The following is a 12,218-nucleotide window of genomic DNA, read 5'->3' as shown; positions in this document are numbered from 1 at the left end:
GGTGTTTTTTCATATTTAAATAAAACTTAATTTTTTTATGGTGACGGTTAGTTCGGTAGGCCTAGATAGATTTGCGAAATGCTATCTGACTCACTTCCCCCAACTATCCTTCAAAGTAGTAACCCGATTAAACACAGGCTTACCCTTCACAGAATCCACACGATCCGCCACAAAATACCCATGGCGTTCGAACTGCAATCGGGTATCAGGCTCAACGGAAACCATGCCCGGTTCAACATAAGCACGAATCGTTTCTAATGACGCTGGATTCAACAAAGCCATAAAGTCTTTACCGCCCGCATCGGGATTCGCGTCGGTGAATAAACGGTCGTACAAACGCACTTTCACTTCCAAAGAATCCGACACGCTGACCCAGTGAATGTTGCCTTTGACTTTGTAATTGGCGCTGCCTTCTGTGCCGGATTTGCTGTCGGCGAAGTAGTTGCAATGCACGGTGACGATGTTGCCGTTCTCGTCTTTGTCGCAACCTGTGCATTCGACCACATAGCCGTAACGCAAGCGCACTTTATTGCCCGGGAAGAGGCGGAAGTAGCCTTTGCTTGGTTCTTCCATGAAGTCTTCTTGTTCTATCCACAATTCTTTGCTGATGGTGAATTCTCGATTGCCGAGTTCTGGGTGGTGTGGGTGGATAGGCGCGGTGCAGGCTACTTTTTCACCTTCGGGGAAATTGGCTATGATCAGTTTGAGCGGGCGCAAGACGGCGGTGGCGCGTGGTGCTTTTGGGTCCAGGTCTTCACGCAGGCAGCCTTCTAGCGTGCTGTAGTCGATCCAGCCGTCGGAGCGGGTGACGCCTATGCGTTCGCAGAATAATTGGATGGCTTCTGGTGTGTAGCCGCGACGACGAATGCCGACGATGGTAGGCATGCGTGGGTCGTCCCAACCGCTGACGATGTTTTGTTCTACTAGTTGGCGCAGTTTGCGTTTGGAGGTGACGACGTAGGTCAAATTCAAGCGCGCGAATTCATATTGTTGCGGTACTGGTTGTTTGAAGAAACCACCTTCGGCAGCGCGGGCGATGATCCAGTCGTAGAACGGACGGTGATCTTGAAATTCCAAAGTACAGATCGAGTGCGTGATGTTTTCTATCGCGTCTTCGAGCGGATGCGCGTAATCGTACATCGGGTAGATGCACCATTTGTCGCCGGTGTTGTGATGATGCGCATGACGAATGCGGTAGATCGCTGGGTCGCGCATATTCATGTTGGGTGATGCCATATCAATCTTGGCGCGCAAGATGTGCGCACCGTCGGCAAATTCACCAGCCTTCATGCGGCGGAATAAGTCTAAAGATTCTGCTACGGCACGGTCGCGGAAAGGCGAGTTCACACCAGGCTTGGAGAAGTCACCACGGTTGGCTGCCATGTCTTCAGCGCTTTGGCTATCGACATAGGCGTGGCCTGCTTCGATTAAGTATTCGGCAATCGCGTAGAAAGTGTCGAAATAATTGCTGGCGTAGTAGAGATGATTACCTGTCGCGCCTTCCCAATCAAAGCCTAACCATTTGACGCTGTCCATAATCGTATCAACGTATTCTTGATCTTCTTTTTCAGGATTGGTGTCGTCAAAACGTAAGTGGCAACGACCTTGGTAGTCGCGCGCTAAACCGAAGTTGAGGCAAATGGATTTGGCGTGACCGATGTGCAAATAGCCGTTGGGTTCTGGTGGGAAACGGGTGATCAGGTTCGGTAAGCCGTCGCGGGTGTATTTGCCTTCGGCGAGGTCTTTGTCGATGATGGCGCGCAGGAAATTAGAGATGACTGGGGCTTCTGGATTTTTGTTGTCGTTGCTCATTGCTAAATTCTTTACAAAAAGGATACAAATTGGGAGTAGGTTTAGATTGAATATTGGCAAGCATTTTACCGTAGCGGACGTGGTTTATGGGGTTTGCGCGGTTTTGTAGAGTTTTATTCGAGGAAAACGTCGGTTTTTGGGTGCGGATTTGGGGGAAATGAGCTCTGGTAGCTTAGGGCGGGGGCAACCCGCGCTGCTCAGGTGCCTAATGGTCTGGCGGCGCGGGTTTCACCCGCACTACGAGGCTAATTGGACTCCCTTCTCCCGCGGGCTGGAGAAGGGGCGGGGATGAGGGGCGTTCAGGTGGCTAGCATGATGGTCAAGTCCCAAAATCGGGGTTGTGCTCTTAGCTTATTTCTTTAAAATCGTGGTTGTCTGAACTGCCCTCACCCTAGCCCGCTTGTGGGAGAGGGGACTGGTTTCGATACTTTTGCGGTTCAATTGTGAGTTTATCGTTCCAATATTAGGTTTTGTTGGCGGTATCGTAGGGCGGGGGCAACCCGCGCGGCTCAGGTGCTCAGTGGTCTGGCGGCGCGGGGTGCATCCGCCCTACGAGGCTAATTTGACTCCCTTCTCCCGCGGGCGGGAGAAGGGGTGGGGATGAGGGGCATTCAGTAGCTAGCATGATCGTCAATGCCAAAAATCGGGCTTGTGCTCTTAAGTTGGTTTTTTAAAATCGTGTTTGTCTGAGCCGCCCTCACCCTAGCCCTCTCCCGCTTGCGGGAGAGGGGACTGGTGTCGATGCTTTTGCGGTTCAATTTTGAGTTTATCGTTCCAATATTAGGTTTTGTAGGCGGTATCGTAGGGCGGGGGCAACCCGCGCTGCTCAGGTGCTCAGTGGTCTGGCGGCGCGGGTTTCACCCGCCCTACGAGGCTAATTTGACTCCCTTCTCCCGCGGGCGGGAGAAGGGGCGGGGATGAGGGGCGTTCAGGTGGCTAGCATGATCGTCAATGCCCAAAATCGGGGTTGAGCTCTTAGCTTATTTTTAAAATCGTGTTTGTCTGAACCTCCCTCACCCTAGCCCTCTCCCGCTTGCGGGAGAGGGGACTGGTGTCGATACTTTTGCGGTTCAATTTTGAGTTGGTCATTGCTAAATCGATATCGTAGGGCGGGTGCAACCCCATAGGCGCTAATCAAATTCAAAATTAATCTAGACCGCATGGACACTAGGTCCCCGCCCCTTCAAGGGGCGGGTTAGGGTGGGGATGGGTTTGATTTGAGTAAGAAATGTCGCCAATTATTCGACTAAAACCCATCCCCATCCCGACCTTCCCCTTGAAGGGGAAGGAGAAAAACCAATCTGTCGACAGTTTCCAACTATATCTTGATTTTGGTTCGCGCTTATGGGGCGCAACTCGCGCTGCTCAGGTGCTCAATGGTTTGGCTGCGCGGGTTTCACCCGCCCTACGAAATACTTGCTTGCCAACGTCGCCTATGGTTCCGTGCAGCTTTTGTGCATGCAGCTACCTGGTTTATTTGGTGCGATGACGAGTCCGGCCGCCCATAGTTTTTTCTTGCTGGCTTGATAGTGATGGGCACAGAAGTAGATCATTTTTTCGCTGTCGTTATCCCATACATATTCTTTGTAGCGTAAGCCTTCTTCTTCGCCATCGAATGGGCCGTAGGGTTTACCGTAGGTCTTGGTGAGTTGCTTGAGCAGTGGTTCACAGGGGGGATTGGTGTTGAACGGGTTGCGGTGAAAGGCATCGGATTTGCGTGTTTCGAATTGATACCCAAAAAGTAGCTGCAAGCGGGTCGCTTGTTTGTTTTGAATCGTGTAGTTGGCGCTGGTGACGCCGTCTTTGATGTCGCGTTTATCGACAGTGATATAGGTCCATCGGTCCTGCGCATCAACCACAGAATGCGGGAAATTCGCTTTTATTTCTGCTGTACTGCTATTCAGACGCAGACCGCCCAAGCTCAGGGCTTTGGTTTGGGCGAACGCTGCGTCATTTATCATAATCAGTGTGCAGAATAAACACATCAGGAACGAGATTTTTTTCATGACTTTCAAAGCCTTTGTTTACCAATGAGTGTCCCAAGTGGATCTTGAAAATTGTGGAATACGGCGCGTACCGCATCGATATGCCTTTCGCTGACGGGGACAGCAGCGCCGCAAACTAGCTTTAATTCATAGACACCGTCACCGGTGACACTGACTTGCTGCATCTGTTCTCTGCGTACAATGACGGTTCTATGTACACGCATAAATTGTTTCGGGTCTAGATGTTTTTCCAGATTACTGAGCGTCATGCGGTGCAGGACGACGCGATTTTCTAAATGCAGTTCTACATAATTACTGGCACTGGCTATCCATCGTATTTGGGCGGTACGTACGCACTCCATTTCACCGACCGAGCGCACGACTACTTGTTCCAAATAGGTTGGTTCTTGTTCTTGTGGACGCGCTTCTGATGCTACATAGTTTTGTAGAACTTGGGCATAGCCGCGTCGTTGCGTTAGGATATCTTGTGCGTGTTTGATGGCTTCTGCGAAACGGGCACTGTTGAATGGCTTGAGTAGGTAGTCGAGTGCATGTAGCTCGAAGGCGACTACGGCGTGGGCATTGTAAGCGGTCACAAAAATAATCAGGGGCGGTTGCGCCATTTGGCTGATACTGCGCGCCAGACTGATGCCATTTTCTTGTGGCATTTGTATGTCTAAAAAAACGACATCGACGCTGTTTTTCTCCAAAAACTCACGTGCCTGATTGACTTGATTAAACTCGGCTGCGATCTCCCAGCCGGGTGTCGTCGATAAAGCATAGCGTAGGGTAATGCGACCTGATTCTTCGTCATCGACGATGATGCAGCGGTTCTTGGTTTCGGATAAGGACGGCGTCGTATTCATGATTTATTCCGTACTGCTGATGGTGGCGCGTGTTGGTCGAAGTAAAGGTAATTGCAAAGTCACGATATAGCGATCGCTGTCTTGCTGTGTGATTAGCGTTGCCTGTTGTCCGTAGGCCATTTGTAGTCGGGCGCGGGTGTTGCGCAGGCCAAGACCAGCGCCGGGATTGGGGCTGCTATTGGCGTGAATCGCATTATTGATTTTTACGGTCAGGCTATGTTCGTCGTGTGAAAAATCAACCTGGATATGACTGGTGCCTTGGTGACAATCGAGGTCGTGACGCAAAGCGTTTTCTATCAGCGGTTGCAATAACAGGGGCGGACAATCCGCTTCGCGAATTTGCTCTGTAATGCCTTGCATTTGGATTTGCAATCGAGGGCCATAACGCAGACTTTGTAATTGCAGATATTCTTCGATGAAGGCCAGCTCTTGCGCCATGCTGACCCAATTGTTTTCACTGGCGGTGAGCGCGTAGCGCAGCAATTGACTGAGGCCGTGGATGCCGTTTAAGGCATTGGCTTTGTTATCGGAAATCACCAACGCACTGATGGCATTGAGGGCATTGAAAACAAAATGCGGCTCTAATTGAGCGCGTAGAGCGAGTAGTTTTTGTTCTTCTAGTTCGAGTTTTAGGGTGAGTAAGTTGGTGCGCTGCTGCTCCCAGAGACGACTGCGCTCTTGATTTTGTTGCCATATCTTGATGGCAGCCACAGCGACATAGACCGCCGTGACCGAGCTAAAGCGTAAAAAGTAAGCAAAGCGATCTATCACCTGAAACTGGCTTTGCATGGTGTCCCAATTGAGCTGAAGGCCCTGCCCCGCGTTTTCTTGTATCAATGTTTGGACGACAAACAGTAGTTGCAGTGGTAGCAAACATAGTAGTAACAATAAATAAGCGGTAATCAGTTTTTTACTTGAACTTAGTAGTTGCGGCCATCGTGAAAAGCCGGCAAATAGTAAGCAACTTAGAGCGGCCAGGGCGATGGCGCTTTGTGCCCAATAGACCCAGATATCCCAAAAGTTGGGAGCCAAACCTATTCGCAGATCTTCATTCCATGAGGTGAGTGCTGCGATGAGACTAAATAAACCCCAAACCAAGATATGCCCGACCAACAGACTCGTCATCGGTCTCCAAAGAGCGAAACGTGATCGCTCCGTATCAATTAGTTCAGGCGTTGGCAAGGGGAGGTTGGGCATGATGCTGAGTATAACAGCCTGTTTTTATCCCATGCTAGCCGCGTTCACATCTTAGTCACCGGGAGGCGGTGCTTCATCCCAATTTTGAACGAACGCGCAAGCGTGGTTTAGGTTTTGCTAATTTGTTTTTGGCGCATGATTTTGTCTGTTGGTGGAACTTTAATAGTTTTTAGTATTCTAAGCAGACACTGTAGAATGCCAGCTTTTTCGCTGGTTCTGCCTGCATCACCGTGAGTTTGGAGTTAAGAAGTTTATGTTGAAAAAAATAGTCATGGCACTGAGTTTATGTTTTGCTACTGTGCCCCTAGGCCTTACTGCACAGGCACAAGCACAGTCTCAGACGCAAAATAATGTGTCCATACCGCGAGCTAAAACGCCGCCGCTGTTGCGCGACTATGTGCGAGGTGTACCTGCTGATGCGGGTTTTGCGATCCGCGAATTTACTCAGCGTTCCCCCAGTGATGGTAGTCCTGCGACGCAAGCGACGACCGCTTATTTGTCGTATGACGATACGCATTTTTATGCCATGTTTGTGGCGAAAGATGATCCTGCGTTGATACGTGCGCGCATTGCCAAACGTGAGGATTTTGAAGGTGATGATTTTGTGGTGTTGGAGTTGGACACCTTTCATGACAAGCGTCGTTCGTTTATTTTTTTCGTCAATCCTTACGGCGTGCAATTAGATTCGAGACGCACTGAGGGACTCGATCCTGATAATAATTTTGACACGCAATGGGAGTCCGAAGGTGAATTGACCAGTGATGGTTATGTCACGCGTTTGGCTATCCCCTTGAAGAGTTTGCGTTTTAAGAACGCCGACGTGCAAATCTGGGGCGTCGCGGTGGGGCGTGTGATTTCGCGTTTGAACGAAGAAGCCTTTTGGCCGCCTATCAGCAAAAAAATTGCGGGCTTTGTGCCGCAAATGGCGAACATGACGATCCCGGAAAAATTGAGTGCAGGTCGCAATGCGCAACTCAATCCTTTTGTATTTTTGGGTAACTCACGTTTATTAAGTACCGATGACCATAGCCGCCCCGTTTGGCAACAAGACAACAAAGTGCAGGCCGGACTTGATGCAAAATGGGTACTCGGTGATGCGACTGCGATTGATTTGACTTTGAAGCCTGATTTCAGTGAAGTCGAATCGGATGAGCCGCAGATCGTGGTGGGCAAACGCTATGAGGTTTTGTTCCCGGAAAAACGTCCGTTTTTTTTAGAGAATGCGAGCTTTTTTCATACGCCGAATCCGCTCTTCTTTTCACGTCGTATCAGTCAGCCTAAGGCGGGTTTGCGGGTCACAGGTAGGGCCGAAAATTGGGCCTATGGTGGCTTATTGATAGACGATCAGGCGGCGGGTGAAGATCAGGAATTAAAGAAAGCCAATGCGCGCATTGCGATGGCGCGTGTACAAAATGATGTGACGCATGATGTGAGTGTGGGCGTGTTAGCGACAGATAGACGGGTCAGTGCTGAGCGTGCCGAGTACGCTGATTTGGCGCAACGCGATTCGGTGCTCAGTTTGGATGGCCGCTATCAATTCGATGAAAACTGGATTTTTCAAAGCCAAATCGCGCGTAGTCAGCATCAAACTCAGCTCGATAAACGGGAGCTGAAACAAAGCGGTCATTTGAATTATCTTGAAGCTAAACACCAGGGCAAGCACTTAGAATTTTTGGCGAAGTACTTAGATATCAGCGCCAACTTTGCCACCAGCCTCGCATTCTTGCCGCGCACCGACGTCAAGCAAGTGCAGCAAGAGGGCAAATATGTCTGGCATTTGGACGGCTATGAGCACTTGCAAAGACTAGGCGCGGTACTCAATAGCGAAGCGGCGCGCAATCAGGAGGGGCAGTTGCAAGATTGGTTGGTGCATGCTGGTATGTTTGCTGATTTCAGTCGTAATTCTTGGGCCGAGGGCTTTGTGAAACGCGGTTTTGAAAATTATGCGGGTCGCGATTATCGCAAACAAGGCTGGATGATAGATGCGGGTACAAGTTGGTGGGACTGGCTGAGTGTGATGACGCAAGTGGGTGTGATGGATAGTATCAATTACATGCCCGCTGACGGTGTTACGGCTCTCATGGGGAAGGGGCGGAGTGCTGATTTAACTGTGACGTTTAAACCGCACGCGCAATGGCGACTGGAAGAAAAAATCTTGTGGAATGATTTGCGCACGCCAGCCTATGCGACAGGAAATACTTCACTGGTGTATCGCAATTTGATGCTGCGCTCAAAATTGAGCTATCAACACAATCGCTTTCTGGGACTGCGTTTGATCGCCGATTATCATATGTTGGATAGCAATCCCCGTCTGAGCACTTTGACTTCGGGTAAGCAACTCAATACCGATTTTCAGATTAGCTATTTATTGAGTCCCGGTACCAGCATCATTGCTGGCTATGGCAATCGTCAGGAGAATCTGGCTTTGATTGGTAATCCTACGCATTTGCAACGTACTGAGGATTTGAATTTGCGAACGGGACGGCGGGCTTTTATTAAGTTGAATTATTTGTATCAGTTGTAAGTTGATGCAAAATGTGACTACTCAGTCTCATTGATAAAAGTAAAAAAGCCAACCCATCAATGTCAAGACGCGGAGGCGCAGAGATACGCGGAGAAAACCAGTAAAACATTCGCCATTCTCTGCGCCTCTGCGTCTTAGCGTTGAAGGGTTTTGGTCATTTTTTCGTAACGACTGAATAGCCACTGCAAAATTAAGTATGAGATATTTTTTTAACTCAAGCTGTCAACAACATCTCCACATGGGCAATATCATCTTCCAGATACATGTCGGATACGGTGACAAAACCAAACGATTGGTAGAATTTTTCCAGATACTGCTGCGCACCGATGCGAATTGCGTGCGATGGATGTTGCGCTAAACAGGCGGCAACGCCGCGTGTCAGCAATTCCTTGCCTATGCCCGTACCACGCGCAAATTGACTGGTGATGACGCGACCTAGCGAGGCTTCTGGGTACTTCAAACCGGGTGGCACGATGCGTAAGTAAGCGGCCGCTTGTTGATCTTCGCTCCAGGCGATTAAGTGTAGAGAGTCTTGATCGGCATCATCCATGTCCAGGTAGGGGCAATTTTGTTCGACTACAAAGACGGCTGAGCGGGCACGTAAGATGGCGTACAGTTGTCCGACGGTGAGCTCTTGAAAGCGGCAGATTTGCCAGGTGATGTTTTGCATAAATTCACTTGTTGTAATGGATCTTGCGGAATTTTACATCTGCTTGAATAAATGCGCATAGACCCGGCTGACCTGGAGTTTTTCGGTACTGCCTTTGAGGTGCAAGCTGAGCTTGCCGCTTTCGTCGCGGCTGGCATAGTGCAGATGCTGGGTGTTGACGATGTAGCTGCGGTGGATTTGCCAGAATAATTGCGGATCGAGTTGCGGCAATAATTCACGCAGACTCATACGTATCAAACTTGCCTGGTCGGCGGTAACGACGTTGATGTATTTGTCGGTCGCTTCAAAATATAGTACCTCGGCAATCGGTATCATACGGATCTGATTGCCTACGGCCGCACGTATCATGGTCAGGCGTTCTGCAGATGGATGGCTCAAACCCGCGAGTGCAGGATTGAGTTTGCCTAATTGCGCGATCATACGTTCTAACTCAGAAGGGCGCTCTTGTTTGTCCTCCAGCTTGGCTTGCAGTCTTTGTACGGTCTTGGCGATGCGCACATCACTGATAGGTTTTAAGACATAGTCGGTGGCTTGATGCTCAAAAGCCTGGATCGCAAATTCGTCATAGGCGGTGACGAAGACAATGAGCGGGAATGGTTGATCAGTCGGCCATTCTTCTGCTAATTCTTCGGCGACTTCGAGTCCGGTTTTACCCGGCATTTTGATGTCGAGAAAAATCACCTCTGGAAATATTTTCAGTGCTTCATTGACGGCGACTACACCATTGGCGGCGACACAGGCAATGTCTAGTTCCGGCCATAGTTTTTCTAAAGTTTTGACCAGAGTTAAAGAAAGTATCTCTTCGTCTTCAGCGATCAGGGCGCGTATTTTTTGCATGATGATCCAGGAATATAGTCTTAAGAAATGGATGGAATTTGTGCTTGATCTGATAGCGGTAATATCAATTGTGCGACCACACCGCTGGGTTGGTTGGCGCGTAGTTGTAAGCTGGCATCCGGGCCATACAAGGCGAGTATGCGTTCACGCACATTGGCATTGCCGACATGACTGCGGCTATCTGCGCTGACATAGTTTTCGTCATAATCGACGGGTAATCCGAGGCCGGTATCGATCACCAGAATTTGCAAGGTCTGCGCTTTTATTTTGGCGCTGACATGAATGCTACCGCCTTCCATTTTTGGTTCTACGCCGTGTTTAATCGCGTTCTCTACCAAGGGCTGTATCAACATGGGAGCGATTTCTTGTGTGGCTAATTCGGGTGGTAAATCCGAGCTGTAGCAAAGACGCTTTCCCATGCGGATCGCCAGTAGTTCGAGATAGGAATTCATTAATTCAAACTCGTGCTTGAGCGTGGTTTTTTGGGTGCGCGAAGAATCCAGACTAGCGCGTAAGTACCGTATTAATTGTTCCAACATATGTTGGGCACGAGCAGTGTCAATTGCGATCAGACCTTGCAAATTGGCTAGTGTGTTGAATAGCATATGCGGTTCTATCTGCGCTTGCAGCAATTGTAGCTGTGCTTGCATCGCTTGTTTTTCGATGGCGGCAGTGCGGGCTTTTTCTTTTTCTTGCTCGGCTTGTAGTTCTGCCAGTTTGGATTGATTCCAAAAAAAGATGCCGGCAAACAGGCTGATGAAGACGCACATGATGACAATCGGGAGATTGCCTCTATTTAGTATTGAAAAGAAGTTGGGAATTTTTTGACCATAAATCAACATGCCGGCGACACCACCGAGGTAATAGCCTATCGGTGCCGAGGCGGCGCACATGAGTAAAAAGCTAGGGCGGTGTGGTTTGTTATGCCGCCAGATAACCCAGCGCATGCTCGTAATGGTCAAGTTGATGGCGCTACCTATCAACATAGAAAATACCCAAGTCATACTAAAGCTTGGACCGACTTTCATCACGAATGTCAAAAAGATCGCAATGGCGGTATTGACAAAGAAGAGTTGTACGATTTCTCGCAACATCGAAACGGAATGTGATTTTTGTCGAGCAAAAATAGTTTGTGTGATCATGCTATGGATACCCGGATTTCATTGGCTTAAGTTTTTGCATAGGGCGTGTTGACATAATATTTTGGCATGCGAATGAGTCGAAATGAGCGCAGGGCTAGGCTAACGCTATGGGAAAGTTCCCTTGCAAGGGAACTTCGTTACGTCAGCGGACAGCATGCTGTCCGAAACCCTGACTACACCGCAAGCTGCGCGGTAGCGAGTTTTAAACACCATGCACTATGAGCAGATTGCAACAACGCCATGCGCTCATTTCGGCCATTCCCGAAGGGTTCTTGTCAAAACGCACGATGGACAGCGTTGCCTCTCTTGCTGGGGCGGCCAGCCGCAGCGGCGAGATGCGCCTTGCCATCCTGCGTTTTGTCAAGAACGCATTGCCTAAATATTATGTCAACACGCCCTAGTATAAAGCTTAGCGAAGAAATCGAGTCGGATATAGTCGCTTGCGACCAAATTGATCGTTTTTGACGTGGAGCCTGTTGAATCCAGCGCGAATGGTAGAGCGAGGGGCTGGCTTTGACAGGCCAGCGTCCGGAGGGGGAAAAGACGCTGACCCGCAAAAAACTGAGTTGCTTAAAGACTTATTTAAGCACTTACTTACCTACTTAGTTACTTAGTTAGTGACCGCGGTGTTATACCAGTAGCGGTCAGAGGCCGAGACGGTGCTGGCATACGTGCGGGTGTAAGCGCCATTGCCTGGCCATGGATCATTGATATACAGGTAGTTGCCACTATAGCCTTTGACTACGACAAAGTGACCACCACCGCTAGTCCATTGCCACAAGATGACATAAGGGCGATTGGCGTTGATGCGTGAAGTGGAATTCGATTGGGATAAGACGCCGACGACGGACGAGTTGACGCCCCAGCCGTTGAGAATATAGGCAATCGAATTAGTGGAGTTGGGCTGGTTGGCATAGCTATTCCAATTGAAAGTGCTATTGCCACAAGCGTAGTTGATACCTTTGGCGTAATTGACTTCGGCGCATTGGCTAGGCGTTTTGCCGAAGAAATTGAGTACCATTTGGCTAGTGCCAGCCCAGCACCATTGACTATGTTCCTGCACTTTTAAATGCACATTTAGATTCTTGCTTTGTGCAGATGCGAGTTGACTCAGGCCGAGTATGCTGGCGATTGCCAGGGTTTGAATAAGCAATTGTTTCCTTGTTTTTTTCATTGCGATGTCTC

At 49.3% G+C, this 12,218-nt stretch carries 10 protein-coding genes; 2 read left to right on the top strand and 8 right to left on the bottom strand.

Annotated features, from left to right (window positions below; genetic code table 11):
* Positions 1–90: 90 nt before the first annotated feature.
* From AC1RR2_RS16930 to AC1RR2_RS16915, 4 genes are all read right to left on the bottom strand, one after another.
* Positions 91–1,812 carry a glutamine--tRNA ligase/YqeY domain fusion protein gene (locus AC1RR2_RS16930; RefSeq protein ID WP_493223450.1) on the bottom strand — a complete coding sequence of 574 codons (1,722 nt, stop codon included), beginning with the start codon at positions 1,810–1,812 and terminating at the stop codon, positions 91–93.
* 1,433 nt (positions 1,813–3,245) lie between these two features.
* Complete coding sequence (locus tag AC1RR2_RS16925; RefSeq protein WP_493223449.1) at positions 3,246–3,773, bottom strand: hypothetical protein; 528 nt, start codon at positions 3,771–3,773, stop codon at positions 3,246–3,248.
* A 50-nt stretch (positions 3,774–3,823) separates the two neighbouring features.
* Positions 3,824–4,663, bottom strand: coding sequence for a LytR/AlgR family response regulator transcription factor (locus AC1RR2_RS16920; protein WP_493223448.1), 840 nt, complete (start codon positions 4,661–4,663; stop codon positions 3,824–3,826).
* 3 nt (positions 4,664–4,666) lie between these two features.
* Entirely contained in the window at positions 4,667–5,788 is a 1,122-nt protein-coding gene (locus AC1RR2_RS16915; protein ID WP_493223447.1) for a sensor histidine kinase, read from the bottom strand.
* A 325-nt stretch (positions 5,789–6,113) separates the two neighbouring features.
* Between AC1RR2_RS16915 and AC1RR2_RS16910 the strand changes: the two genes are divergently transcribed.
* Positions 6,114–8,384: a carbohydrate binding family 9 domain-containing protein gene (locus tag AC1RR2_RS16910; RefSeq protein WP_493223446.1), complete on the top strand. Its 2,271-nt coding sequence runs from the start codon at positions 6,114–6,116 to the stop codon at positions 8,382–8,384.
* A 214-nt stretch (positions 8,385–8,598) separates the two neighbouring features.
* Here AC1RR2_RS16910 and AC1RR2_RS16905 read toward each other — a convergent pair whose 3' ends face one another.
* From AC1RR2_RS16905 to AC1RR2_RS16895, 3 genes are read right to left on the bottom strand one after another with little or no spacing between them, the layout of a single operon-like run.
* Positions 8,599–9,054 (bottom strand): GNAT family N-acetyltransferase, encoded by a 456-nt coding sequence (locus AC1RR2_RS16905; protein WP_493223445.1) that lies wholly within the window; start codon positions 9,052–9,054, stop codon positions 8,599–8,601.
* Between the two features lie 33 nt (positions 9,055–9,087).
* Positions 9,088–9,891 carry a LytR/AlgR family response regulator transcription factor gene (locus AC1RR2_RS16900; RefSeq protein ID WP_493223444.1) on the bottom strand — a complete coding sequence of 268 codons (804 nt, stop codon included), beginning with the start codon at positions 9,889–9,891 and terminating at the stop codon, positions 9,088–9,090.
* A gap of 20 nt (positions 9,892–9,911) precedes the next feature.
* Complete coding sequence (locus tag AC1RR2_RS16895; RefSeq protein WP_493223443.1) at positions 9,912–11,033, bottom strand: sensor histidine kinase; 1,122 nt, start codon at positions 11,031–11,033, stop codon at positions 9,912–9,914.
* Between the two features lie 218 nt (positions 11,034–11,251).
* On the opposite strand from AC1RR2_RS16895, the gene AC1RR2_RS16890 reads away from it, so the two are divergent.
* Positions 11,252–11,434 (top strand): hypothetical protein, encoded by a 183-nt coding sequence (locus AC1RR2_RS16890; RefSeq protein ID WP_493221382.1) that lies wholly within the window; start codon positions 11,252–11,254, stop codon positions 11,432–11,434.
* 209 nt (positions 11,435–11,643) lie between these two features.
* Here AC1RR2_RS16890 and AC1RR2_RS16885 read toward each other — a convergent pair whose 3' ends face one another.
* Positions 11,644–12,207 carry a C39 family peptidase gene (locus tag AC1RR2_RS16885; protein ID WP_493223442.1) on the bottom strand — a complete coding sequence of 188 codons (564 nt, stop codon included), beginning with the start codon at positions 12,205–12,207 and terminating at the stop codon, positions 11,644–11,646.
* Positions 12,208–12,218 lie beyond the last annotated feature (11 nt).

This window comes from Undibacterium sp. GW821-FHT11H02, from assembly GCF_058808015.1.
The sequence above is the reverse complement of the archived record's forward strand: the minus strand, read 5'-3'. Positions and strand labels throughout refer to the sequence as shown.

Coding starts and splice junctions, on each gene's coding strand:
- AC1RR2_RS16930 (WP_493223450.1), bottom strand. CDS start 1,812: ATGAGCAACGACAACAAAAATCCAGAAGCCCCAGTCATCTCTAATTTC.
- AC1RR2_RS16925 (WP_493223449.1), bottom strand. CDS start 3,773: ATGATAAATGACGCAGCGTTCGCCCAAACCAAAGCCCTGAGCTTGGGC.
- AC1RR2_RS16920 (WP_493223448.1), bottom strand. CDS start 4,663: ATGAATACGACGCCGTCCTTATCCGAAACCAAGAACCGCTGCATCATC.
- AC1RR2_RS16915 (WP_493223447.1), bottom strand. CDS start 5,788: ATGACGAGTCTGTTGGTCGGGCATATCTTGGTTTGGGGTTTATTTAGT.
- AC1RR2_RS16910 (WP_493223446.1), top strand. CDS start 6,114: ATGTTGAAAAAAATAGTCATGGCACTGAGTTTATGTTTTGCTACTGTG.
- AC1RR2_RS16905 (WP_493223445.1), bottom strand. CDS start 9,054: ATGCAAAACATCACCTGGCAAATCTGCCGCTTTCAAGAGCTCACCGTC.
- AC1RR2_RS16900 (WP_493223444.1), bottom strand. CDS start 9,891: ATGCAAAAAATACGCGCCCTGATCGCTGAAGACGAAGAGATACTTTCT.
- AC1RR2_RS16895 (WP_493223443.1), bottom strand. CDS start 11,033: ATGATCACACAAACTATTTTTGCTCGACAAAAATCACATTCCGTTTCG.
- AC1RR2_RS16890 (WP_493221382.1), top strand. CDS start 11,252: ATGAGCAGATTGCAACAACGCCATGCGCTCATTTCGGCCATTCCCGAA.
- AC1RR2_RS16885 (WP_493223442.1), bottom strand. CDS start 12,207: ATGAAAAAAACAAGGAAACAATTGCTTATTCAAACCCTGGCAATCGCC.